Here is a 24426-nt window from a genome sequence, read left to right as displayed (position 1 = left end):
CTGTGCTCGTACGTCGTGCCGGTGCCCCGTCCTTGGGCCCGATACGGTTCACGTCGCTCGCTTCCGGGGACGCCATGCCTCGATCGGGTTGCCCAGCCAGCGGGTGTCGTCGGGCACGGACTCCGCCGCCATCACCAGGGAGGCGGGACCCAGCGTGGTACGGGCCCCGACCGTGCTGCCGGGCAGGACGATTCCGCCAGGACCCAGCGTGGCGCCCTCACGGAGAACCACAGTATCCGTCCGCAAGATCCGGTCGTGGAAGAGGTGGGTCTGCAGGACGCAGCCTCGGTTGACCGTGGCCCCGTCCCCCAGCGTCACCAGGTCCGTCTCGGGCAGCCAGTAGCTCTCCAGCCACACTCCCCTGCCGATCCGGGCGCCGAGCCCGCGCAGCCACAGGGTCGTCAACGGCGTACCCGGCACCGAACCGGCGAGCCACGGCACGGCCACGACCTCGACGAAGGTGTCCGCCAGTTCGTTGCGCCAGACGAACGAGCTCCACAGCGGGTGCTCCCCGGCCCGGTGGCGGCCCACGAGCAGCCACTTCGCCACGACGGACACGGCACCGGCCACCAGCCCGGCGCACAGCAGCACCGCCCCGCACAGCAGCCAGGCCCAGCCGCCCAGCGCGCTGAGCGCCGCGGCCGTCAGCACGGCGAGCCCCGCCGAGCAGAACACGGGCACGATCCTGCACAACTCCACCAGCCCGCGCGCCCACAGCAGCCGGGCCGGCGGTTCGTAGGTGCGGCTCCGGTCCCCGTCGGACACCGCGCGCGGCAGTTTCACCGGCGGCAGGCCCAGGTAGGAGCTGCCCTTCTTGGCCTTCTTCGGCGTCGCCGACAGCACACCGACCAGCCCGCCGTCCGGCACGCTGCGGCCCGGTGCGGTCATCCCGGAGTTCCCGAGGAACGCCCGCCGCCCGATCTCCGCGCGCCCGATCCTCACCCAGCCGCCGCCCAACTCGTACGGCGCGGTCAGCGTGTCGTCCGCGAGGAACGCCCCGTCGCCGACCGTGGTCAGACTCGGCAGCGCCAGGACGGTCGACACCTCGGCGCCCCGCCCGATCCGCATCCCGAGCAGCCGCAGCCACACCGGAGTGACCAGTCCTGCGTACAGCGGGAAGAGCATCTCGCGCGAGCGGTCCATCAGCTGGGTGACCGTCCAGGCCTGCCAGCCGGTCCGGCTGTGCGTCGGATGTGTGCCCTCGCGCAGCCCGAGACTCGTCAGCCGTACGGCGACCAGAAGCGACAGCGCGTACGTCAGACCGAAGGCGAGCGTCGCGGGCACCAGTGCCACGGCGGCGCCCCGCAGGGCCGCGCCGAGACCGGCGGCCGGGTCGACGAAGAGGTGCGCCACCAGGAGCGCGGCCAGCCCCGCCGGCACCGGCAGGGCCGTCAGCGCGAAGCCGGTGACGCCGTACACCGCCCGCCACCCCGTACCGCGGTGCGGACGCTCCTTGGGCCAGTTGTGCTTGGCCCTGCCGAGCTTGACGGCGGGCGCGCCCGCCCAGCGCTGACCGGTCGGGATCTGCCCGACGACGGCCGATCCGGGCGCGACCTCGGCGCGCTTGCCGACGCGCGCGCCCGGGAAGAGCATGCTGCGCGTGCCGACCACGGCGTGCGCCCCCACCTTGACCGGGCCGATCTCCAGCAGGTCGCCGTCCAGCCAGTGGCCCGCCAGATCCACCTCGGACTCGACGGCGGCGCCCCGGCCCAGCTTGAGCATGCCGGTCACCGGTGGCAGCGAGTGCAGGTCCACGTCCGCACCGACCTTGGCGCCCAGGGCCCGGGCGTACCGCTCCAGCCACGAGCCCGTCAGCGAGGTGGCCCCACTGAACTCGGCGAGCCGTTCGGCGGCCCACAGCCGCAGGTGCACTCCGCCGCCGCGGGCGTACCGGCCGGGCTCGACACCCCGCAGCAGCAGCCGGGCGCCGCCCGCGGCGATCGCGAGCCGCCCCGGCGGGCTGAAGAACAGCAGCGCCCCGGCCGCCACGGCCCACCAGGAGGTCGTCGGCGCCCACGGATACGGGCCGAACCAGTGCAGGACGTTGCCGAGTGCGGCCAGCGCCACGGTCCAGCGCAGCCCCAGCACGGTGAACAGGGGGATCAGCAGGAGGAGCTGGAGTGCCCCGGCCCGCGCGGGCACAGGAGCGATCACGCGCCGCGCCCCGTCGTCCTGTGCCGACTCCTCCAGGTGGCGGGCCAGTTCGCGCAGCCTGGGCTGCTGGTAGATGTCGAGGACGGCCGCGCTGGGATAGCGGGTGCGCAGCCGGGTGGTGAGCTGGGCGGCGGCCAGGCTGCCCCCGCCGATCGCGAAGAAGTCGTCGGATGCGCCGGTCACCGGGATGCCGAGGACCTCGGTCCACTGCTCGGCGAGCCAGGCCTCCGTGCCGTACAGCTGGGCGGCGGGGCCTTCCACGCCCTCAAGCGGCCAGGGCAGCGCGCCCCGGTCGACCTTGCCGGAGGTGCGGGTCGGCAGGTCGTCGACGGGTGCGAGCAACGGGACGAGCGCGGCGGGCAGTTCGGCACGCAGCCTTTCGACGGCGGCCGTGTGGTCCCAGCCCTCCTGGGTGACGACGTAGCCGACGAGGAGCTGGTTGCCGCTGCGCGCGGTCCGTACGGCCGCGGCGGCGCCGGCCACCCCGGGCAGGGCCTGCAAGGCCGCGTCCACCTCGCCGAGTTCGATCCGCCGCCCGCCGAGCTTGATCTGCTCGTCGGCGCGCCCGAGGAAGATCAGGCCCTCCGGCTCGGCCCGGACGAGGTCCCCGCTGCGGTAGGCACGTTCCCAGCCGAGGGAGACGACAGGCGCGTACTTCTCGGCGTCCTTCTCGGCGTCGAGGTACCGGGCGAGGCCGACGCCGCCGATCACCAACTGGCCGCTCTCCCCCATCACCACCGGCTGCCCGGCGTCGTCCACGACGGCCAGTTCCCAACCGTTCAGGGGCAGCCCGATCCGGATCGGCTCCTCGCCGGTGAGCAACGAGGCACAGGCCACCACGGTCGCCTCGGTCGGCCCGTAGGTGTTCCAGACCTCGCGTCCCTCGGTGACCAGCCGCTGTGCCAGCTCGGGCGGGCAGGCCTCGCCGCCGAAGATCAGCAGGCGCACGTCGTTCAGGGCCTCCGGCTCCCAGAGCGCGGCCAGCGTCGGCACCGTGGAGACGACGGTGATCTCCTGCTCGACCAGCCAGGGGCCGAGGTCCGCGCCGCTGCGCACCTGCGCGCGCGGTACGGGCACCAGGCAGGCCCCGTAGCGCCAGGCCAGCCACATCTCCTCGCAGGAGGCGTCGAAAGCCACGGAGAGGCCCGCCATGACCCGGTCGCCGGGCCCGATCGGTTCCTTCGTCAGGAAGAGGTCGGCCTCGGCGTCCACGAACGCGGCGGCACTGCGGTGACTGACGGCGACGCCCTTGGGTTTCCCGGTCGAGCCCGAGGTGAAGATGATCCAGGCGTCGTGCTCGACGCCGGGGCGGGCGGCGGGGACGTCGGACGTGCCGCTGACGGTGATCCGGTGGCCGGCGCCCACGACCGCGCGCACCTGCGCCTCACCGAACACCAACTCGGCCCGCTCGTCCGGGTCCTCCGCGTCCACGGGAACGTAGGCGGCACCCGCGGCGAGCACGGCCAGGATCGCCACATACAGGTCGTTGGTGCCGGACGGGACGCGCACGCCGACCCGGTCGCCGAGACCGACCCCCGCGTCCGCGAGGCGCCGGCGGAAGTTGTCGACCTCGACGGCGAGGGAGCGGTAGGTCAGGCAACGACGGCCGTCGTCGAGGGCCGGCTCGTCGGGGTACGCCCGCACGGAGGCGTCGAGGATGTCCACGAGCGTCCGCGGCGCGGCGGCGGGTGCGGCGGTGAAGCGCGCGAGGTCGCCGAACTCGGCGCGCATCTCGTCGTCGGACAGGACGACTGCGGGGCCTTGCCGGAGGGCTGCCATCGGGTCCTCACATGTCGTTCCCGGAGTGTTCCGGGCGCTGGTGGGCCGCAGGGATGCCTGGGGATCTTCCGGTCCAGCTCCAAACAAGCGGTCAACTTTAGTACGTCGCTGCTGAGACCAGGACGTTCCGCTGTGCAGCGGGCCGTCCGGAGGCGCTCGGAACCAGTCATTCCGGCACGCTGACATGGGGATGCGTCATCGTGACGAGATATCCCCCACATCTGTCCGCGACCGGGCTGAGGGCCGCCAGGACCGCGACCTCGCGGCACTCGCGGTCCTCACTCATCCGTTACGCGCGAAGGGACTTGACGTGGCGCCGTGTCGCCCGCCGAGCGCGGGACGGGCGCAGACGCCACCGACACCTTGACCCGGTGGGGCGGCTCCCGGCCAGGTCACCGTACGGGAGCCGCCTGCCGGTTCTCAGGGACGGCCACCGTGGTCGTGACGCTCACCACGCACGGTCTGCGGGGCGTCGAGCCGAACCCGAACCGCACGGCGGGTTCGACCGGCACCAGGGAGCCGAGATCTGCGCCTTCGTAGACGGCGCGGGCCTCGATGACAGGACGCAGGTCCTTCGCCCCGTACCACTCGTACCGGCCGGCGCCCGCGCTGCCGTGGGTCCGCGCCCCCAGCAGCGCCCTGGCCGCCGGGGCCGTCAGTACGGCCCAGGCCGGACGGGCGGCGAGCGGACCGGGCACGGCTTTGAGCAGCAGGCCCATGGGGCCTCTCCGGCCGGTGACGAAGCGGAGGTCGAGCGGTGGGGCCGCGACCGTGCACTCCCCACGGCCGGCCTCCACCCCGACCGGTACGACCCGAACCTCGTCGAAGACGTAGGTGTCGGCGACGAAGCGCGCCGTCTGCGCGGACGGGGCGAGAAGGACGCGGTGTCCGCCCTTCCGCTCGAGCATCACGTCGCTGAACGGACCGAACGGCGACCGGACCCAGTGCCCCACCACCACCCGCGTACCCGACGACGTGCCGATCCCCGCGATCCACCCTTCGAACCGCAGCCGTACGCGCCCGTCGCGTCCCCGGCCGACGTGGGGCGCAGGCGTGCCCGGCACGTCACCGTTCCTTGTTGCGGGTCCGGCCCCGTGGCACGTGCACCAGGTCGATGGCCGGCAGCGTCACCGCCGTGGCCGCGCCCGTACGGCATGCCCGGGCCCGGGCCACGCACAGCGGATTCATCCGGACTCCTCCCGTTCGGCACCCCCGCCCGCAGTACCCGTGCACCACCTGGCAAAACGCCTGCAGCGGTCGGCGGCCCGGGCCACAGCACTAGATCAGGTCCGCCCCACTGCCGACGGGAGGGCGACTCGTCCTGATCAGGTGAATGACGGCCTTCTCGATCGCCCCTTGTGTCGCCGGCACACCGAACGCGCCCTCGTCACCGAGCCGGTCCAGACAGGGGGCGATGGTGGTGCCCTCCTCGAAGAGTTCGATCACGCGGGGGTTGATGTAGGAGGCGCGGCAGACTGCCGGCGTGTTGCCCAGGTAGTCGGCGACCTCCCTGACGGCACGGGCGATCGCCCGGCGTCGCCCGGCCTCGCTGCGGGCCGCGGGCCGGGAGACCCCCAGGGCGACGGAGGCCAGGACGGTGGCGTGCCAGGTACGGAAGTCCTTCGCGGTGACGGCCACGCCGCTGACTTCCTTCAGATAGGTGTTGAGGTCGTCGCCCGAGACCTCGTGCCAGCTGGGCGGCTCCCAGTAGGCCAGCAGCCGGTCGCCTCCCCCGCGCCGCCGCCGCAGGGAGGTGAGCGCACGGAGTATGGCGTCGTCCCCCACCGCCTGTATCAGCTCCTTGCCGTGTTTGGCCGGGTAGCTGAAGACGATGCGTCCCCGTGAGGCCCTGGCGTGCCGGCGCAGCAGCGTGGTCACGCCGTAGGTGTTGTTCATGTCCGCGTAGCGCTCGCTTCCCACGCGGAAGAAGCCGAGGTCGAGCAGGCGCGCGCCGGTGGCCAGCACCCGCTCCCGGGTCAGTCCGCGCAGACCGACTGAACGTCCGGTTGCCGATACCTGACGGCCTGACCGGTACCCTCATCCGGACCCGTCAGTCGCTCGCCCGGACACCGCGCGGATTTGCCTTCGAGTGGACTCCAGCCTTCACACTGATCCCGGCAATCCGACTGGGGAAGCGAAGGGGCGGCAGCACATGGGGACGACGAGCCCGGCAGGGCACCCTCTGCCCTACGACACCTACCGGCAGGCGATCGAGCGGGAGACGCTCCGCTTCGCCGAGGTGGTGAGAGGTGCGGAGCCCGGGACCACCGTGCCCTCCTGCCCCGACTGGACGCTGGCCGAACTCACCCGGCATGTCGGGTCGCTGCAGCGCTGGTTCTGCGCACTGCTGACCCGGCTGGTGCAGGAGCCTCCGCGCAGCCGCGACGTGGAGCTCGGGCTGCCGGACCAGGCGGAGGAGTACGCCGACTGGGTGGCGGCGGGCGTGCCCGCAGTGGCCGAGGTGCTGCGGGCCACGGATCCTCAGGCGGGGATGTGGGCCTGGGGTGAGGACCGGCATGCGCGGTTCTGGGCCCGCCGGATGCTGTGTGAAACGCTGGTGCACCGGGTGGACGCGGAGCGCGCCGTCGGCCTCGAGTCGGCGATCGACGCGGTACTGGCGGCGGACTGTGTGGACGAGTTCCTCGTCAACCTGCCCTATGCGGGTCTCTTCGCGCCGGCCGTGACCAAGCTGCACGGCGACGGCGAGGTCATCGCCTTCCAATGCGCGGACCTTGCCGGCAAAACCCGCGAGGAGTGGCGGGTGCGACTGGAGCCCGGCGGTTTCCGCCTGCTGCCCCGCGCAGCGGCCGAGTCCGCGCCGTCCGAGGCGCGGGCGGCGGTGCGGGGGCAGGCGGCGGACCTCCTGCTGCTGCTCTACGGGCGACGGTCGTACCAGGAGGACGCCTTCGACGTCTCGGGAGAGGCCGCGGTACTCGACCGCTGGTTCGCCCATACGGCCTTCTGAGGCGCCGACGGTCCGGGGCCGCTCAACTCGGGTTCAACACGACGGCCTGGCCGCCCGCGGGGGCCATCGACACGCTCAGTGTGGTCGCCGAGGTGACGGTCCGCGTACTGACGACGACCGGTGTCTGGTACGGGCTGCTTCCCGGGGTGCCGTCGGCGTAGATCGTCGCCGTGTAGGTGCCGCTGCCGAGGAAGGACAGCGGGAGCGACAGGGTGCGGGCGGTCTCGTTGGTCATCGCCCCGAGGAACCAGGTGGCGCCGCTGCGGCGGGCGACCGCGACGTACTGGCCGATGGAGCCGGTCAGCGTCCTGCTCTGGTCCCAGGTGACGGGAATGGCGTCGAACCACGGCAGGCCCGGCCAGTTGGCGGTGTTGGCGTACTTGGACGGGGCGTCGTACCAGTACAGGAAGTTCAGCGGCTGGTAGTAGACGGCCGCCATCGCCATCTGGTGGGCGTTGGTGGTCTGGTCGCGGGACTGCCCGTAGCAGATGGTGTAGTCCATCGGCCCGCCGACGTTGCGCGCGAAAGGCAGGGTGACGTTGTGGGTGGCGGTCGGGAAGTGCTCGTTGCCCCGCACACCCTCCATGCTGATCCAGTTGGGGTACGTCCGCTCGTAGCCGAACGGCCGTACGTCGTCGTGCGTGTCGATCAGCAGCTTGTGCCTGGCCGCCGTCTTGGCCCAGGTGGTGATCTGGTTCGTCATCGCCTGGGTGCCGTCGTTGATGAAGCCCAGTTTGACGCCCAAGACGCCCCAGCTCTGGTAGAGGGCGAAGAGTGAATCCGCGTCGGACAGGGCGAGGGGGTTCACGTAGAGGATGACGCCGATGCCCTTGCCGGTGGCGTAGGAGATCACCGTGGGCAGGTCGATGGCGGAGATCGACTTGGTGGCGTCGGTAGTGCTGCGCTCGGGGCCGTACCAGCCGGAGTCGTACTCGATGTACTGCAGATTTCGGGCGACGGCGAAGTCGACCCCCGCCGTGCCGTCTGCCGTGGTCAGGTTGCAGCGGAAGACCTTGCCCGGCTTGATCCACGAGGTGTCGGCGAGGGCGTTGGCCGGGGACAGGTTGAGCACCAGCTCGGCGTTGTCGACCAGTTCCGCGTGGGTCGAGCCGATCACCACCGCTCGCCAGGGGGTGGTGAACGGGGTGGTGACCGTGGAGGTGGTCTGCACCGTGCCGGAGCCGCGGGCGGTGTGCTCCGTCAGGTAGGTCTTCAGGGTGTTGGCCTGCCCGGCGACCGAACTCAGCATCAGTCTCGGATAGTTGAGCCGGGAGGACTCGCAGATGCAGGCGATCAGGCCGCTGGAGAGGGTGGCGGTCAGCGGCAGGTCGGTCAGCGGACCGGTGTCGGTGCTGGAGGTGCCGGTGGAGGGGATGGAACCGGGCGCGACCGGGTTGTAGGGGTCCTCGTCCCGTGCGCTGTAGACGAGCGTGCCGTCGGGGAAGACGAACGTCGTCTGTTCGTCGGCGATGGTGGCGGTGCCCGAGTCGAGCAGGACATAGCGAAACGCGACGCCCGACGCATAGGCTCGGATCTGCACGCCGAAGTTGACGGAGGTGCGGGTGTCGCGCAGGTTCCAGCGCATTTCCTGGTAGGTGTCGGCGACGGTCGCGTTGCGTCCGTACACCGGGTTCCAGGTGGTGTCGACGTGCCAGTGCTGGTAGCTCGTCAGGACGGCGTCGGTGCCGAGGGTGGTGCCGTCACTCAGCCGCAGGCCCATGGCGGAGGTGTCGATCACCGCCGTGCCGTTGCGCTTGGCAGACCACCGGAGCGCACCGCCGATCAGCGACATCGTGAGGGTGGTCGTGCCGTCGAGCGAGGTCGCGGTGACCGAGGCGTCGGCGGCCTCCGCCGGGTACACGGCGCCGGCACCCAGCGCGGCCGCCGCGGCGGTGACGGCGGCGCCCTTGAGGATCCCGCGGCGGGAGGGTTCCTGACGTCCGGCAACGTTCATGGGGAGCTCCTCGTCACAGGGAAACGAACTACCGAACAAAGCCGATCAGCAAGCAACAGATTCCGACGATGGACTAGGTTTCTAATGCCTGGCCCACCGAAAGGTCAACCCTTCGCACACACCTCCCGATTGACCGAAATCTCGGACAGTCGGGACACATTCGCCTCTTCCGAGCCTCCCTCACCCCTTACTCTCTCAGTCAAGAATCAACAAAATCGAACGCGCCTGTTGACGCCGCCTGATGCACCCGACTCTCATGGGCCCCGCCTGGCACCTGAAGAGAGGGGCGAAGCATGTCCAAGGGAGCACCCCGTCGACCCGCCGACCGGTTGCGGCGCAGAGCCGCCGCCTTTCTGACCCTTCTCGGAGCCGTGGCGGCACTGCTGCTTCCGGCGGCCGAGGCGCACGCGGCCACCGTGTCGTTCACCACCGGTGCCGCACGCACCGACCAGAACGGGAACGCGCTTCAGCTGCACGGCCTCGGCATCATCAAGGTGGGCAGCACCTGGTACGGCTTCGGCGAGGACAAGACCGGCGAGACGTCGGCGGACACGTCGTTCCAGGACATCACCTGCTACACCTCGACCGACCTCGCCAACTGGACGTATCAGGGCCAGGCCCTGAGCAGGCAGAGCGGCGGCGACCTGGGCCCGAGCCGCATCGTGGAGCGGCCCAAGGTCATCTACAACGCCTCGACCAGCACGTACGTGATGTACATGCACATCGACAGCACGAACTACTCCGAGGCCAAGGTCGGGGTGGCCACCAGCAGCACACCGTGCGGGCCCTACACCTACCGGGGGAGCTTCCGGCCCCTGGGCAACCTCAGCCGTGACCTGGGGCTGTTCCAGGACACCGACGGCACCGCGTACCTGCTGAGCGAGGACCGGAACAACGGCCTGCGCATCGACAAGCTGTCCGCCGACTACCTGTCCGTGGACAGCGCGGTGGCGGTGCTGGGCAGCGGCGGCAGCAGCGGCAGCGTCGAGGCGCCCGCCATGGTGAAGGTGGGCGGCACCTACTACGTGTTCGGTTCCCACCTGACGGGCTGGAACCTGAACGACAACATCTACGCCACCGCCACGTCATTGGCAGGACCCTGGTCGGCGTTCCGGAACTTCGCCGCTCCCGGCACCCGCACCTACGGCAGCCAGACGGCGAACGTCATCACCGTCCAGGGCACCTCCGGCACCACCTACATCTATGCCGGCGACCGCTGGGACCCCTCCAACCTGGGGGCCTCGAAACTGATCTGGCTCCCGCTCACCATCCGCGGGACGACGGTCAACCTCGGCCAGTACCCCACCTGGTCCCTGGACACCGCCGCCGGCACCTGGTCGCCCGGCAGCGGGATCCCGGCAGAGGGCGTCCATACCCTGAAGAACGCCAACAGCTCCCTGCTGATGGACGTGTCGAGCGGCTCCACGGCGAACGGCGCCCAGATCATCCAGTGGCCGTCCAACGGCGGCGCCAACCAGCAGTGGACTCTCACGCGGGTGGCGGACAACGTCTACACCCTCAAGAGCGTGAAGAGCGGTCTGTGCCTGGACGTGGGGAGCCGGTCGGCCACCACCGGGTTGCAGTTGCAGCAGTGGACCTGCAACGGCGGGAGCAACCAGCAATGGTTCCTCGACCTGGTCGGCAGCTACACCGGCAGCACCTACATGCTCGCCGGCGTGGGCAGCGACCTGAACATCGGCGTGGCGGGCGCCTCGACCACCCAGGGAACGGCGGTGGAGCAGGAGACGGGCACGGGTGCGACGAGCCAGCAGTGGAGTCTTTCCTGACCGGCTGCGCCCCGTCGCGCTCGCCCGAGTACGCCTTGCTCGCGCCGATACGGCCCTGCGCAAGGCACCGCACAGGTCTCCCTGCTCCCCCCGCAGTACGCGCATCGCCACCCCTGGGGGGATGATCCCGGTCATGCGGGACGCGATCCTGTCACCCAGGACGGAGGTGTGGACGTGTCGAACGTCCGCACCTCCGCGGCAGCGACCGCCGTCGCGCATTTCCGCCAGGCGGACAGGAGACTGACGTGCGTACCGACCGCCGGGCCGAGCGGCTCGACCCCGCGCCGCCGCAGCGCGAAGGCACGGGCGACGGCGGGCCGCCTCGGCGCCGTCGACGGCTGGGGCGGTGGTTCCGGCGCCTGGCGCTGAGCTGCGCCGTCCTGCTGGTTGTCCTGACATCGGCCTCATTCGTCTACAACGCGGTGACCGCACGACGTGCCGTGCCTCCCGGAGGGCTCCGATACGTCCAGGCGGCCGACGTCCGGACCCGCTACCGGACATGGGGCAGCACGGGCTCGCCGGTCGTCCTCGTCCACGGCGCCTTCGAGCAGGTGGACACCTGGTCACGGCTCGCGCCGCTGCTCGCCCGCCATCACCGCGTGTACGCCCTGGACCTGACCGGAGACGGCTACAGCGAACGCCGCGGCCCCTACACCGTCGACCACTTCACCCGGCAACTGCTGGGCTTCCTCGACGCCATGCACCTCGCTGGACCGGGCAAGCGCCCCCTCTTGGTGGGGCACTCCAGCGGAGCCGCCGTGGTCGCCCAGGCCGCTCTGCGCGCCCCGGGACGGGTCGGGGCTGTGATGCTGCTGGACGGGGACGCCCTGGACACCGGCGCCGGTCCCCCACCGGCCCTCAAGTACCTGCTGTTCGACCCCTATCGCACCAGCCTGCTGCGGCTCGGACTCAACGCCGACCGGCTGGTCCGCTCCGTCTACGACGCCCAGTGCGGACCTGCCTGCCCCCGTCTGGACGCCGCCGGACTGGATCAGTGGCGCCGGCCGCTCCGGGTTCCGGGTGCCGAGGACGCTCTGTGGAGCATGCTCGGCGAAGGCGTGCCCGGCCTGCCCGCCGACCAGGTCGCGCGGCTCGCCGCCGTTCCCCTCCCCAAGTCGGTCGTGTTCGGCGCGCAGGACGACGTGTTCAGCCCACAGACGCCGCAGCAGACGGCCCGACGCATCGGCGCACCCCCGCCCACGCTCATCCCCGGAGCCCGGCACCTGATCATGATCTCCAGCCCTCACCAGGTCGCGGCGGCCGTGGAAGCGCTCGCCGAACGCTCCGCGTAGCCAGGCGAACGGCAGTCGCCGATTCCCTCGCCCGTCGGACACGGAACAGGAACAACAGTAGCCATGGCTACAGTAGCCATGTACAGTATGGCCCATGAGTACGGCATCCGAGGGCGCGACGCCCGGTTTCCTCGTCTGGCGACTGTCGACGAAATGGCGCGTGGCCGTCGACCGCGCGGTCGCACCGCTCGGCCTGACCCACGCCCAGTATTCGCTGGTGGCGACGCTGTCGGGCATGCACCGCACCGGTCGGCGCCCCAGCCAGCGGCAGCTCGCGGACCACACGGGGCTCGAGGCGCTCTACGTCTCGAAACTCGCTCGCACCCTGGAGACGGCCGGCCTCGTGGACCGGACCCGCGATCCGGCGGACCCGCGGGCCGTGCAGCTCTCGCTCACCACCCGCGGGCAGGAGGTGGCACGGCAGGCGATCCAGGTCGTCCAGCGGCTCCACGAACAGTTTCTCCAGCCACTCGGCGGACCCCACAGCGCCCGCACGAAGGACTTCATGGACGAGTTGCGGAGCCTGCTCGACGCACCGCTCGACCCGTCCGCCGCCACGAACCTCGACAAGGAGCAGTCATGACGCAGCCCGGACCCCTCGTCAACGGCCGGCTGGTAGGCCTCACCCACTACGCGAGCCGCGCCCTGCTGGAGCGCGCACTCGCCCGCACCGGCACCGGCTTCACCCAGTCGGCCGCGCTGCGGACGCTCGCGGACAACGGCGGGGACGTCGAGCGAGGCTCGCTCACGGCCCTGGTGGCCGACGCACTCAAGGTCACCGATGAGCAGACCGTCCGCACGGCCGTCGACGAGCTCATCGCCGAGGAGCTTGTCCAGGTGTCCACGGACGGCCGGGTCTCGTTCACGGACCGCGGCCGGGAGCGGTTCGACGGCATCCAGGCCGCGGGCCAGGAGATCGCCTCGCGGCTCTACGCGGACATCCCGCGGGAGGACCTGGAGGCGGCCGGACGCGTACTGTCGCTGGTGCTCGAGCGCGCGACGGCCGAACTCACGGCCGCATAGACACGCCCCCTCCGAAGCTCGTGGAAAATGTTCAACCAACCGCGCCGGTTGCGCGGCCCGTGAGGGCCTCTCCGAGGGCTCGTTTCTCAGCGGTGGCGGTCCAGAGGTCGGAGCGGGGCAGGGCCGAGTTCCGGCAGGAGTACGTGGTGTGCGCCACACGGGGCCGCCGACGGGGGCGTGGCATGCTGGCGCGATGGCATCTCCACGTGATCCCAGGCCCTTCGCCGAGCAGGTCGAGGAACTGCTCGCCGCCGGTGGCCCGTTGCCGATCGTCGCCGCCGGTCATCCGGTGCTGCGCTCCGGCGCCGAGCCGTTCGACGGGCAGTTGGGCCCCGCCCTGCTGGCCCGCTTCGTCGAGGCCCTGCGGGAGACGATGCACGCGGCGCCGGGCGTGGGTCTCGCCGCGCCGCAGGTCGGGGTGCCGTTGCGGATCGCGGTCATCGAGGACCCGGCGCCTGTCCCCGAGGAGGTCCGGGTGGCGCGCGGGCGGGTGCCGCAGCCGTTCCGGGTGCTGGTCAACCCGTCGTACGAGGCGGTCGGCACCCGGCGCGCCGCGTTCTTCGAGGGCTGTCTGAGCGTGCCCGGCTGGCAGGCCGTGGTCGCCCGGCACGCCCGGGTGCGGATGCGGGCGCTGGACGAGCACGGGGCCGCCGTGGACGAGGAGTTCACGGGCTGGCCGGCGCGCATCGTCCAGCACGAGACGGACCATCTGGACGGCACGCTCTACCTCGACCGGGCGGAGTTGCGCTCGCTGTCGTCGAACGAGGCGGTGGCGGCGCGGTGGGGTCGGCCGACGCCGGAACAAGCAGCGCGAGAACTGGGATTCACGCTGCCCGACTGAGGCCTGCGGTGTCAGCCTCGGTAGGCCTCCAGCAGCCGCAGCCACACCTCGCTGATCGTCGGGAACGAGGGCACCGCGTGCCACAGACGGTCGATGGGCACCTCGCCGGCGACGGCGATGCTCGCGGAGTGGATGAGTTCGCCGACGCCGGGGCCGACGAACGTGACGCCCAGCAGGGTCTCGCTGTCCAGGTCGACGACCATGCGGGCGCGGCCGCGGTAGCCGTCGGCGAACAGGTTCGCGCCCGCCACCGAGGACAACTCGACGTCCACGGCGCGCACCCGGCGGCCCGCCTGCTCCGCCTCGGCCAGTGACAGGCCCACGGCCGTCGCTTCCGGGTCGGTGAAGACCACCTGCGGAACGGCCGCGTGGTCGGCGGTCGCGGAGTGGGCGCCCCAGCGGTCCGTCTCCAGCAGCGGGACGTGCGCCGCGCGGGCCGCGATCGCCGCGCCCGCGATGCGCGCCTGGTACTTGCCCTGGTGGGTGAGCAGGGCGCGGTGGTTGACGTCGCCGACCGCGTACAGCCACTCGCTGCCCGACACCCGCAGGGTGTCGTCGACCGGCAGCCAGGAGCCGGGCTCCAGGCCGACCGTGTCGAGGCCGATGTCGCCGGTTCGCGGGGTCCGGCCGGTGGCGAAGAGGATCTCGTCGGCCTCGAGGCGGTCGCCGGCGTCCGTGACGACCACGACGGTGTCGCCCTCGCGCCGTACCGACTCCACCGAGGTGCCGGTGCGCACGTCCGCGCCCGCCTCGGTGAGCGCCTCCGCGACCAGCTCCCCGACGAACGGCTCCATGCGCGGCAGCAGGCCCTTGCCGCGCACCAGGACGGTGACCTGGGAGCCGAGGGCCTGCCAGGCGGTGGCCATCTCGGAGGCCACCACACCGCCGCCCACGACGATCAGCCGGCCGGGGACGGACTGGGCGCTGGTCGCCTCACGGCTGGTCCAGGGGTTCACCTCGGCGATCCCGGGCAGGTCGGGCAGCTGGGCGTCGCTGCCGGTGCACACAGCCACCGCGTGCCGGGCGGTCAGCACGTGCCGCTCGCCGTCCGGGCCGGTCACCGTGACCCTGCGCGGCCCGTCCAGCCGTCCGTGGCCCCGGTACAGGTCGGCCCCGATGCCGTCCAGCCAGGAGACCTGCCCGTCGTCCTTCCAGTCCCCGACCTCGTAGTTCCGGTGCGCGAGGACCGCGGCGGCATCGAGGGGGCCCTGCGCGAGCCGGGCGAGGCCGGGGATGCGGCGGGCGTCGGCGCGGGCGATCACCGGGCGCAGCAGTGCCTTGCTGGGGACGCACGCCCAGTAGGAGCACTCGCCGCCGACCAGCTCGCTCTCCACGACCGCGGTGGACAGGCCGGCCGCACGGGTGCGGTCGGCGACGTTCTCCCCCACGGGCCCGGCTCCGAGCACCACGACGTCGTACGCGATGGATTCCGTTTCCGTCATGGGGACAGTCTGGTGGGTGGTGTGCCCGGTGACCACACGGGTAGGGCGCGGAATACGTGACCAAGTGTGACAGTTGACGACAGCGGCTCGGCCCGACATCAGGAAGAGGGATACGCCATGAGCAACACCGTGGAGCTCACCAAGGAGAACTTCGACCAGACGGTCCAGGACAACGACTTCGTCCTGATCGACTTCTGGGCGTCCTGGTGCGGGCCGTGCCGTCAGTTCGCGCCGGTGTACGAGAAGGCCGCCGACGAGAACCCCGACCTGGTGTTCGGCAAGGTGGACACCGAGGCGCAGCCCGAACTCGCGGCGGCGTTCGGCATCCAGTCGATCCCGACGCTGATGATCGTCCGTGACCGGGTCGCCGTGTTCGCGCAGCCGGGCGCCCTGCCGCAGGCCGCCCTGGACGACGTGATCGGGCAGGCCCGCAGGCTGGACATGGACGAGGTCCGCAAGGCGGTGGCCGAGCAGCAGGCCACCGCCGAGCAGAACGGCGAGTGAAGGCTGCCCGCAGGCTGGTCAGAAGGGGTACGTCGCCACCTCCCCGCGCACCGTGGTCCAGCGCAGGTGGGTGAAGGCGTCGAGATTGGCCTCACCGCCGAAGCGCGCGCCGGTGCCGGAGGCGGCGAGACCGCCGAAGGGCGCGACCGCCTCGTCGCCCACGGTCTGGTCGTTGATGTGGGCCATGCCCGTCGGGATCCGCTCGGCCAGGTCGAGGCCGCGCGCGGCGTCCCGCGTGACGATGCCCAGGGAGAGGCCGTACGGCCCCGCGGAGGCGAGGGCGACGGCCTCTTCCGCTGTCGTGAAGGGGCGTACGGGTGCGACCGGCCCGAAGACCTCCTCCGTGTAGGCCGGTGTCGTGTCGTCGGCTCCGGCCAGCACCGTCGGCCGGTAGAACAGGCCGCGGTGCGTGCCGCCCGCCACGAGCTTCGCGCCGCGGGCGGTGCTGGCCGCCACCAGCCCGTGGACCCGGGCGAGTTGGCTCGCGTCGATGACGGGGCCGAGGTGCACCTTCTCGCGGAACGGGTCACCCACGGTGAGCGTGTCGGCCTTGGCGGCGAGCCGCTCGACGTACTCCTCGTACAGGGACGCGTGGACGAGGTGGCGACCGGTCGTCATGCAGATCTGGCCCTGGTGGAAGAAGGAACCCCAGGCCGCGGTGGAGACGACGGTGTCGAGATCGGCGTCCTCGAGGACGATCAGCGCGGAGTTGCCGCCGAGCTCCAGGTGGACCCGTTTCAGGTGGTGTCCGCCGGCCTCGGCGATCGCGCGACCGGCGACGGTCGACCCGGTGAAGGAGATCACCGGGACGCGCGGGTCGGCGACCAGTTCCTGGCCCACGTCGGATCCGCCGGGCAGGACGTGCAGCAGGTCCCCGGGCAGTCCCGCCTCGGCGAACACGGCGGCCACGGCGAGACCGCCGCAGACGGCGGTGCGCGGGTCGGGTTTGAGCGCGACGGCGTTGCCGAGGGCGAGCGCCGGTGCGACGGAGCGGACCGCGAGGATCAGCGGCGCGTTGAACGGGGCGATCACGCCCACCACACCGACGGGGACACGGCGCGTGTACGACAGCCGGGGCGCCTCCGAGGGCAGGACCTGCCCCGCCGGGTGGGAGGCGAGGGCCGCCGCCTCGTAGCACTCCTGCGCCGCGACGTGCAGCTCGAAGCCGGCCTTGTCCGCGACGGAGCCGGACTCGCGGACGAGCCAGTCGCGCAGTTCGCCGGTGTGCGCGGCGAACAGGTCGCCGGCCCGGCGGAGCACGGCGGCGCGCACGCTGTAGGGGGCCCTCGCCCAGGCGCCCTGGGCGGTGACGGCGGCCCGGGCGGCGGTCTCGACGTCCTGTTCGGAGGCGAGCGTGACGACGCCGAGCGCATCACCGGTGGCGGGCTCGGTGACGGTGTACTCGGCGCCCGTCAGCGGCCGGGGCTGCCAGGTCCGCGTGTCGAGCAGCATGACGGCTCTCCGATCCGGCACCGGGCGGGGCGCACGGCGCGCGTGGAGGTCCCCGACCCGCGTGCTCAGCTCGATTCGCGGTGCACGATCCGTGCCCCGAACACCTCGTGCACCTCGGGCACACCTCCAGGATCGCGCACCGCGCGGTCGACCAGCTCGGCGAGGTCGCGTCCGGACGGCAGTTCGATGTGGACGGTGCTCAGCCGCGGGCGCAGCAGCCGTCCGAGCATCAGGTCGTCGGCGCCGACCACGGCCGTCTCCTCCGGGATGTCCACGCCCTCGTCCTGAAGAGCACGCATCAGGAGCATCGCGTACTCGTCGTTGTACGCGAAGACGGAGTCCAGGCCCAGGGAGCGCCAGCGCCCGGCCAGCCGGGCGGCGGAGTCCTCCTCGTAGGCGAGCGGCAGCTCGGTGACGGTCGCGTCGGTGCCCTCCAGGGCGCGCCGCACACCTTCGAGCCGGGGCCTGGAGAAGAACTCCAGACCGGGCTCCTCGGGCATGACCACACCGACGCGGCGGCGACCGCGGGCCAGCAGATGGACCCCGGCGCTGTGCCCCACCCCGTCCTGGTCCAGGAGCAGCGCGTGCGCGCCCTCGACGCGTTCGGAGCCGAGGGTGACGACGGCGCGGGCCCCGGAGCGCTTGAGGACGTGGACGCCCTCCGGGCCGAGGCCGCCGCCGGGCACGATGACCGCGACGGGTCGCAGTTCCGCCCAGGCACGGGCCGCCTCGTCGCGGTCGAGGCCGATGCCGCCGTACTGCACGACCGTGTAGTCGAGCCGGCTGAGCGCCCACTGCAGTTCGCTCAGGAACCGGCTGTACAGCGGGCCCGCCGGCACGTTCGGGGAGGGCATGAGCACCATGCGGCTGTGTCCGGCGCGCAGGGAGCGGGCGGCTGCGTGCGGGACGTACCCCAGCTCCTTGGCGGCCTCGTGGACACGGCGGCGGGTTGGTTCGCTGATGCGTACGGCGCTGGTGTTGTTGAGGACGTAGGAGACGGTCGCGCGCGAGACACCGGCCAGGCGTGCCACATCGGCACTCGTCGGCACGGCGGGTGGTGCGGGCGACGAAGGGACGGGCTGTTTCGGTATCTGCACCATGACGTACCGCATCTTCGCAGAACGCTCACACCGCGCGTTCCCGGGGTGGCTCGTGGCACCGACCACCCCTCCCACAAGGGACGGGGTGCGGCGGCCGCTGCTCGGGGTGTCGCTGGCGGCCCAGTTGGAGGCGGACCGGCGCCGGGACGGACGGTGGCCGCGGTGCGCGGTCGCCCTGGACGCGCCGGCGACGCAGGAGCGTGCGGACCGTACCCTGTGACCATGGACGATGCGCCGATGGTCGGCTTGATGGGACGTGTCACCGGTACCGTCGGGCCCGGACTGGTCGGCGAGGTGATGGTCCGGGTGCGCGGCGGGGCCGAGCACTTCCTCGCGTATCCCGCGGACGGGACGGGCCGCATCGAGCGGGGCGCGGTGGTGATGGTGGTGGAGTATCTGCCGCCCCGAACCGTCTACGTCGAGGCCATGTACGACAGTTGAGCCGCTCCCACCGCAGGTGAGAGGCGCAGGCGTCAAGATTGCAACAAGGTTCCGTCAGTGTCTTCACCCCGGGCTTGCGCAGGCGCACACTCGCCTTCGTTCGGTGCCGACCCGGCACCAGGCAAAGGGGGCGTATGCCGATGGTCATCGGCGTCGTCGCGGGGGCTGTCGTCCTCGCGCTGTTTGTCATCGTTGGGATCTTCAAGCTCATGTGGCGTGTCGCGGAGCCCAACGAAGCACTGATCATCTCCGGTTCGAAGCATCGGACGGAGGGTCTCGAGGAAGGGATGGGCTTCCGCATCGTCACGGGGCGCGGCACGCTGGTCCTGCCGGGCGTGCAGGCGGTGCGCAAGTTGTCGCTCGACCTCAACGAGACGGAACTGCACGTGGACTGCGTGACCCATCAGGGCATTCCGCTGAAGGTGCGGGGCGTGGTCATCTTCAAGGTGGGCGACGACTTCGTGTCGATCGCCAACGCGGCCCGCCGCTTCCTGGACCAGCAGAAGCTGATGGCGGAGCGGGTGCACAACGTGTTCGCCGGTCATCTGCGGTCCATCGTGGGCGGGTTGACGGTCGAGGACATGATCCGTGACCGGGAGAAGCTGACCGGGCAGACCCGGGCCGCCTGCGGTACGGAGATGGAGAAGCTGGGTCTGATCGTGGACTCGCTGCAGATCCACGAGATCGAGGACCCGACGGGGTACATCCGGAACCTGGCGGCGCCGCACGCGGCTGCGGTGCAGCGGGACGCGCGCATCGCGCAGGCGGAGTCGAACCGTCTCGCCACCGAGGCGGAGCAGCAGTCGTTCGCGCGGATGGCGGAGGCGACGCGGGACAGCGAGATCCTGCAGGCCGGTTACCAGGCCGAGCGGGACAAGGCGGCCGCGAAGGCGCGGCAGGCCGGTCCGCTCGCGGATGCCGCGGCCCGCCAGGAGGTCGTGGTGCAGGAGACCCGGGTCGCGGAGCTGGAGGCGCACCGGCGCGAGCAGCAGCTCCAGGCCGATGTCCGCAAGCCCGCGGACGCGAAGGCCTACGAGAAGCGCACGCTGGCCGAGGCCGAGCGTGACGTGCGGATCTCGGCGGCGCAGGCCAACGCGAAGGAGACCGAGCTGGCGGCGGCGGCCGAGGCGACGCGGGTCAAGACGGCCGCGGCGGCGGAGGCCGAGGCGACCAAGACGCGCGGTGCGGCGGCGGCCGAGGCGACCCGCGCGACCGGTGAGGCCGAGGCGGCCGCGGCTCAGGCGAAGGGTCTGGCCGCGGCGGAGGCGACCCGCGCCCAGGGCCTTGCGGAGGCGGAGGCCATCAAGGCGCGCGCCGCGGCCCTCGCGGACAACCAGGAGGCCGTGGTGGCGCAGCAACTCGCCGAGAAGTGGCCGGAGATCGTCCAGGCGGGCGCGTCCGCGTTCGGCAACGTCGACAACATGGTGCTGCTCAACGGGGCGGACGGCATGGCCGACATGTTCGCCAAGGCCCTGACGATGGGCGGCACCGGCCTGGGGCTCGCCCGCCAGTTGCTGTCCTCGATGAACCAGAACGGCACGCCCGCGGCCGGCACGGGGACGGCCGGGGTCAACGGGTTCGCGCCGCCGCGGCCGGAGAAGGTGACGGTGGAGAAGGACGAGGGATGAGCCTCTCGGCGCTGAGGCGCTGAGGCGCTGAGGCGGAGGCTTCGGGCGTACGGGACTCGGCTCCCGTACGCCCGAAGCGCGTTCTGGGACGCGGCGCCCGGTGACCCCGACGGGCCGGGCCCCGGCTCAGGCGGCCGTGGCCTCAATGGCGACTCCGATGAGGATTACGTCACCACCTTGACCGGTAATGCCGGCGTGTGGAACCGGATCCGGACCGCGCCCGGAAAGGGTGCGCGTCGCCGCGCCGCGCGTGATGGTGATGCGGGGGGCACAGCGAGCCGCAGCGGGAGTCACGCCATGGAATACCTCGTCACGATGACCACCCACGTCCCCGAGGGCACACCGGAGGAAGCCGTCGCGGACATCCGCGCCCGTGAGGCCGCGCACTCGCGTGAGCTGGCCGCACAGGGACACCTGCTCCGCCTGTGGCGTCCGCCGCTCCGGCCCGGCGAGTGGCGCACGCTGGGGCTGTTCGCCGCCGAGGACGACACCCGGCTGGAGGAGGTGCTGGCCTCGATGCCGCTGCGCGTGTGGCGCACGGACGAGGCCGCACCGCTGTCACCGCACCCGAACGACCCCTCCCCGGCGGCGCCCGGACGAGCGGGCGGGCGGGAATTCCTGGTCCACTTCACTCGCTCGGCCGCCGAGGGCACACCCGCCCAGGTGATCGACTCGGCCACGCAAGCCGAGGCGGTCCGCGCGCGGGAACTGGCCGCCCAGGGGCATCTCGTACGACTGTGGCAGCTACCGGGCCAGGGGCGGGCACTGGGTCTGTGGCGTGCCGAGGACACGACCGAACTGGGGGCCGTCCTGGAGGCGCTCCCGCTGTCACCCTGGATGACGGTCGAGACGACGCCCCTCAGCGAACACCCGAACGACCCGGCGCTGACCGCGAGTTGACGCCCTCCCCTGGGAAGGACGGCCCGGGGCGATGGTGCGCGTCGGCGGACGTACGAGTCCCGTCCCACGGCATGAGGAGGAGCTATGGACATCGCCGGATCGGTGGCCCTGGTCACGGGCGCGAACCGCGGCATCGGCAGGGCGTTCGCCCGCGCGTTGCTCGACCACGGCGCCGTCAAGGTCTACGCGGCAGCGCGCGACCCGGAGAGCGTGAAGGACCCGGACGTGACGCCGCTGCGTCTGGATGTGACCCGGCATGAAGAGGTCGCCGCGGCCGCCATCGCGGCGGGTGACGTCAGCATTGTGATCAACAACGCCGGTGTGGGCGGCTGGGGCACCAAGCTCTTCGACGGCTCCCTCGACGGCGCCCGTGAGGCGATGGAGGTGAACTTCTTCGGCACCTGGGCCGTCGCCCGTGCCTTCGCGCCCGTCCTGGCGCGGAACGGGGGCGGCGCCCTGGTGAACATGCTGTCGGTGGCGTCCTGGGCGAGCCGGCCCGGCTGGCCCGGCTACGCGGCCTCCAAGGCGGCGCAGTGGTCGCTGACCAGCGCGCTGCGCGAGGGGCTGCGGGACCAGGGCACCCTGGTGGTCGGGGTGCACGCGGGCTTCGTGGACACGGACCTGGCCAATTGGACGGACGCGCCGAAGATCCGCGCCGAGGACGTCGCCGAGCAGACCATGCGGGCGCTGGCCGACAACCGGGTCGAGGTCCTCGCCGACGAGCGGACGAGGCAGGTCAAGGCGGCCTTGTCCCAGCCGCTCGGCGACGGGGCCCCGTAACGGACGGGCGGGCGGCCCGCGTCCGTGTCAGTTCCCCCTCCAGATGTTGTCGAAGGCCGCCTTCTCGATGGCTCGTCGTTGTCGTACGGCCGTCAGTTCCGTCACCGCGTCGTCGACGGCGGCGAGCACCGTCGTCACCGCCTCGTCGGTCTCGTCCGGCAGGTCTCCTGCGGGTGTCTCACGGATCCCGATGGCCGTCGCGAGAGCGGCGAGCACGGGCTCGTCCTCGGCCCATCGGTCCGCCGCCCGCCGCCGGGCGGCGGAGTCGGCCAGCACCGCCTCACCGGTCCAGGACGGCAGCAGGCGGCGGCGCTGCCGCTTGAGCAGTCCCTCGTCCTCGAAGGCGGCCAGATACGCCGAGGACAGATCACGCCCCCGGCGCCAGAGCCAGTCCTCGACCGATTCATGGGGCGTCTGCCGGACGAGTGACGCCGCGGCCTCCCGCACCAGGCGGTCGTCGGTCACCGGCGGATCGCCCGGCACGACGAGGTCTCCGTCCAGCATGAGTGCCCGGGCGTCCCGGAGGTCCAGCAACTCCGCTCCCGCGAGCGCGAGCGAGAGATCGCCCGGTTCGGCGGAACGGCCGGGTGCCGCGTCCAGGGCGACGATCAGCAGGTCCCGTGCAGTGGTCATGTGCGGCTCCCCGTCAGTGGCTTCGGTGGCGGTAAGTCGTTGAGCGGCCGTCCCGACAGCCCGACAGTAGCGCGGCTGCGTCAGTGACGGTCCGTCGAAGCCGGTGCGGGGTCCGCCGCGGCGCGCCTGTCTCCCGGGGCGCTGCCCCGTACGACCGCCCGGTGCTGCGGGAAGCCGATGCGCAGGACGCCCGCGGCGAGGGCGGCGGCGAGGACCACGACGGCGGCCAGGAGCAGGGCCTGGCGGTAGCCGTGGTGGAGCAACGGGGCGACGGCCAGGGGGCCCACGATCTGGCCCACGGAGTACCCGGTGGTCAGCAGCGCCACGGAGCGCGGGTACCGCAGGTGGGCGCCGGTGGCCAGGGCCAGGGTGCTGACGCCGATGAAGGTCGCGCCGAACAGGACCGCGGAGGCCAGGGCCGCCACCACCGACCCGAGCAGGGCGGGCAGGGCGATGCCGGCCGCCTGGATCACGAGCGCGGCGAGCAGCAGACCGGGGCGGGACCAGCGCCGCCCGAGGCGGGCCCACAGCGCCGAGGACGGGACGGCCGCGAGTCCGACCAGCACCCAGGCACCGCTGCCGGCCCAGCCCGGTGAGCTCTGCTCGATCGCGGCGACGAGGAAGGTGCCCGCGACGATGTAACCGACGCCTTCGAGGGTGTAGCTGACGAAGAGCACGCCGAACCAGCGGTGCGGACGCCTCCCCGGCCGCGCGGCCGGAGCCGTCCCCGCGGGCTGAGCCGCATCGGCGACTGCCCGGCGTTCCCGGCCGGGTCGCGTGAGGCCGGGCGCCGGAGCCTCTTCGGGACGCAGGTTCCAGGACACCGCGGCGAGGACGGCGGCGAGTGCCGCCGCGGCCCACCAGGCGGCCCGCCAGTCGGCGAGGGTGCGTAGCGCGAGCACCATGAGCCCGGACAGGGCGATGCCCGCCCCGACTCCGCCGAAGGCCCAGCCCGGCAGGTGCGCGGGGTGGTCCCGGAGGTGGCCGAGGAGGGAACTCACCGCGATGACGAAGATCAGGGCGCTGGCGATCCCGGCGAGCAGCCGCAGTACGAGCCACGCGGCGGTGCTGTGCGTGGTGGGCATTCCGGCCAGGGTGAGGGTCAGCGCGACCAGAGACCCGCGCAGGGCAAGGGGTGAGCGGACCAGCGCGGGGGCCAGGATGCCGGCCAGGGCACCGAGGAGGTACCCGACGTAGTTGGCGGTGGCCAGGTTCGCGCCCGCGGCGGCGGACAGCCCGGCCCGGCTGTGCATGAGGGGGAGGATCGGCGTGTAGACGAACCGGCCGACCCCCATGCCGGCGGCGAGCGCTGCGGCGGCCTGCGCGACATGGGCCCAGGGCGAGAGCAGGGGTGTGCCTGGTCGGGCGGACGAGGGACGCCGGGTGCGCACGCTCATGACGCGTGCCTCGGGTCTGCCGAGCGGCTGGGGCGCAGTTCGTTCAAGCCCGGCTCTCGCATGATCACTCTCCAGCAGGGTGGGCGCGCCGGGGCCACTCGGCGCCCCGGTGCGTTTCCGTGATCCCATGCTGGGGCCCTCACCAGGGCGACGCCACGACCGGCTGCCTCCCTGCTGGTAGGCGCAGCCTCCCACCGACGTAGCATGACGAGCGTGGAACTGCGCCGGCTGCGGTACTTCCTCGCGGTCGCCGAGGAGCTGAACTTCGGCCGGGCCGCCGATCGTCTGATGATCGCCGGCCCTTCCCGAGCCGCTGGAGCCGGCGGGGATCCGGGGTGTCGAGCTGCGGCCTGA

Annotated in this window: 22 protein-coding genes and 1 pseudogene; 13 read left to right on the top strand and 10 right to left on the bottom strand. The window is 72.2% G+C overall.

All coding sequences use genetic code 11. The features are described from left to right. Positions 1–48 precede the first annotated feature (48 nt). The 4 genes from ACZ7L1_RS13270 to ACZ7L1_RS13255 all read right to left on the bottom strand — a co-directional run bounded on the left by ACZ7L1_RS13270 (position 49) and on the right by ACZ7L1_RS13255 (position 5913). Entirely contained in the window at positions 49–3933 is a 3885-nt protein-coding gene (locus tag ACZ7L1_RS13270; RefSeq protein WP_471436776.1) for a Pls/PosA family non-ribosomal peptide synthetase, read from the bottom strand. Between the two features lie 392 nt (positions 3934–4325). Continuing rightward, complete coding sequence (locus tag ACZ7L1_RS13265) at positions 4326–4997, bottom strand: hypothetical protein (RefSeq protein ID WP_471436774.1); 672 nt, start codon at positions 4995–4997, stop codon at positions 4326–4328. A 1-nt stretch (position 4998) separates the two neighbouring features. Further along, on the bottom strand, positions 4999–5121 hold the full coding sequence (locus ACZ7L1_RS13260; RefSeq protein WP_471436772.1) for a hypothetical protein: 123 nt from the start codon (positions 5119–5121) through the stop codon (positions 4999–5001). Positions 5122–5211: 90 nt separating this feature from the next. Further along, entirely contained in the window at positions 5212–5913 is a 702-nt protein-coding gene (locus tag ACZ7L1_RS13255) for a hypothetical protein (RefSeq protein ID WP_471436943.1), read from the bottom strand. A gap of 172 nt (positions 5914–6085) precedes the next feature. Here ACZ7L1_RS13255 and ACZ7L1_RS13250 point away from each other — a divergent pair, with 172 nt between their 5' ends. Continuing rightward, the gene (locus ACZ7L1_RS13250; protein WP_471436771.1) at positions 6086–6898 is read left to right on the top strand and encodes a maleylpyruvate isomerase family mycothiol-dependent enzyme; all 813 of its coding nucleotides are present in this window, start codon (positions 6086–6088) and stop codon (positions 6896–6898) included. A gap of 22 nt (positions 6899–6920) precedes the next feature. Here ACZ7L1_RS13250 and ACZ7L1_RS13245 read toward each other — a convergent pair whose 3' ends face one another. Further along, positions 6921–8852: a glycoside hydrolase family 97 protein gene (locus tag ACZ7L1_RS13245; RefSeq protein ID WP_471436769.1), complete on the bottom strand. Its 1932-nt coding sequence runs from the start codon at positions 8850–8852 to the stop codon at positions 6921–6923. Positions 8853–9145: 293 nt separating this feature from the next. On the opposite strand from ACZ7L1_RS13245, the gene ACZ7L1_RS13240 reads away from it, so the two are divergent. The 5 genes from ACZ7L1_RS13240 (at position 9146) to ACZ7L1_RS13220 (ending at position 13795) form a co-directional block, all read left to right on the top strand. Continuing rightward, positions 9146–10639 (top strand): RICIN domain-containing protein, encoded by a 1494-nt coding sequence (locus ACZ7L1_RS13240; protein WP_471436767.1) that lies wholly within the window; start codon positions 9146–9148, stop codon positions 10637–10639. A gap of 245 nt (positions 10640–10884) precedes the next feature. Beyond that, positions 10885–11931, top strand: a complete 1047-nt coding sequence (locus ACZ7L1_RS13235; RefSeq protein WP_471436765.1) for an alpha/beta fold hydrolase — start codon at positions 10885–10887, stop codon at positions 11929–11931. 94 nt (positions 11932–12025) lie between these two features. Next, entirely contained in the window at positions 12026–12514 is a 489-nt protein-coding gene (locus ACZ7L1_RS13230; protein WP_471436763.1) for a MarR family winged helix-turn-helix transcriptional regulator, read from the top strand. Then, on the top strand, positions 12511–12954 hold the full coding sequence (locus ACZ7L1_RS13225) for a MarR family winged helix-turn-helix transcriptional regulator (protein ID WP_471436761.1): 444 nt from the start codon (positions 12511–12513) through the stop codon (positions 12952–12954). Before ACZ7L1_RS13230 ends, ACZ7L1_RS13225 begins: the two co-directional genes overlap by 4 nt. A gap of 193 nt (positions 12955–13147) precedes the next feature. Continuing rightward, positions 13148–13795: a peptide deformylase gene (locus tag ACZ7L1_RS13220; RefSeq protein WP_471436760.1), complete on the top strand. Its 648-nt coding sequence runs from the start codon at positions 13148–13150 to the stop codon at positions 13793–13795. Positions 13796–13806: 11 nt separating this feature from the next. Here ACZ7L1_RS13220 and ACZ7L1_RS13215 read toward each other — a convergent pair whose 3' ends face one another. Continuing rightward, positions 13807–15237 carry a dihydrolipoyl dehydrogenase family protein gene (locus ACZ7L1_RS13215; RefSeq protein ID WP_471436758.1) on the bottom strand — a complete coding sequence of 477 codons (1431 nt, stop codon included), beginning with the start codon at positions 15235–15237 and terminating at the stop codon, positions 13807–13809. A 66-nt stretch (positions 15238–15303) separates the two neighbouring features. Between ACZ7L1_RS13215 and trxA the strand changes: the two genes are divergently transcribed. Further along, complete coding sequence (trxA, locus tag ACZ7L1_RS13210) at positions 15304–15741, top strand: thioredoxin (protein ID WP_471436757.1); 438 nt, start codon at positions 15304–15306, stop codon at positions 15739–15741. An 18-nt stretch (positions 15742–15759) separates the two neighbouring features. Here the strand turns inward: trxA and ACZ7L1_RS13205 are convergent, their stop codons facing one another. Together ACZ7L1_RS13205 and ACZ7L1_RS13200 are read right to left on the bottom strand one after the other, a co-directional pair. Further along, the gene (locus ACZ7L1_RS13205; RefSeq protein WP_471436755.1) at positions 15760–17193 is read right to left on the bottom strand and encodes a benzaldehyde dehydrogenase; all 1434 of its coding nucleotides are present in this window, start codon (positions 17191–17193) and stop codon (positions 15760–15762) included. Between the two features lie 65 nt (positions 17194–17258). Further along, positions 17259–18293 (bottom strand): LacI family DNA-binding transcriptional regulator, encoded by a 1035-nt coding sequence (locus tag ACZ7L1_RS13200; RefSeq protein ID WP_471436753.1) that lies wholly within the window; start codon positions 18291–18293, stop codon positions 17259–17261. Between the two features lie 52 nt (positions 18294–18345). Between ACZ7L1_RS13200 and ACZ7L1_RS13195 the strand changes: the two genes are divergently transcribed. The 5 genes from ACZ7L1_RS13195 (at position 18346) to ACZ7L1_RS13175 (ending at position 22042) form a co-directional block, all read left to right on the top strand. Then, the gene (locus ACZ7L1_RS13195; protein ID WP_471436751.1) at positions 18346–18513 is read left to right on the top strand and encodes a hypothetical protein; all 168 of its coding nucleotides are present in this window, start codon (positions 18346–18348) and stop codon (positions 18511–18513) included. 2 nt (positions 18514–18515) lie between these two features. Beyond that, positions 18516–18734, top strand: coding sequence for a hypothetical protein (locus ACZ7L1_RS13190; RefSeq protein WP_471436749.1), 219 nt, complete (start codon positions 18516–18518; stop codon positions 18732–18734). A 134-nt stretch (positions 18735–18868) separates the two neighbouring features. Next, positions 18869–20362: an SPFH domain-containing protein gene (locus tag ACZ7L1_RS13185; RefSeq protein ID WP_471436747.1), complete on the top strand. Its 1494-nt coding sequence runs from the start codon at positions 18869–18871 to the stop codon at positions 20360–20362. A 297-nt stretch (positions 20363–20659) separates the two neighbouring features. Next, positions 20660–21262 carry a muconolactone Delta-isomerase family protein gene (locus ACZ7L1_RS13180; protein WP_471436746.1) on the top strand — a complete coding sequence of 201 codons (603 nt, stop codon included), beginning with the start codon at positions 20660–20662 and terminating at the stop codon, positions 21260–21262. An 84-nt stretch (positions 21263–21346) separates the two neighbouring features. Next, positions 21347–22042 carry an SDR family oxidoreductase gene (locus ACZ7L1_RS13175; protein WP_471436744.1) on the top strand — a complete coding sequence of 232 codons (696 nt, stop codon included), beginning with the start codon at positions 21347–21349 and terminating at the stop codon, positions 22040–22042. Between the two features lie 27 nt (positions 22043–22069). Here ACZ7L1_RS13175 and ACZ7L1_RS13170 read toward each other — a convergent pair whose 3' ends face one another. Then, positions 22070–22675, bottom strand: a complete 606-nt coding sequence (locus ACZ7L1_RS13170) for a GPP34 family phosphoprotein (protein WP_471436742.1) — start codon at positions 22673–22675, stop codon at positions 22070–22072. Positions 22676–22755: 80 nt separating this feature from the next. Then, positions 22756–24072, bottom strand: coding sequence for a YbfB/YjiJ family MFS transporter (locus tag ACZ7L1_RS13165; RefSeq protein ID WP_471436740.1), 1317 nt, complete (start codon positions 24070–24072; stop codon positions 22756–22758). 204 nt (positions 24073–24276) lie between these two features. Between ACZ7L1_RS13165 and ACZ7L1_RS13160 the strand changes: the two are divergent. After that, a pseudogene (locus tag ACZ7L1_RS13160) lies at positions 24277–24378 on the top strand (LysR family transcriptional regulator); the annotation flags it as partial. Positions 24379–24426 lie beyond the last annotated feature (48 nt).

The sequence above is a fragment of the Streptomyces sp. NPDC107546 genome, assembly GCF_055639175.1.
Note: the sequence above shows the minus strand (reverse complement) of the source record. Positions and strands in the feature narration are given on the sequence as shown.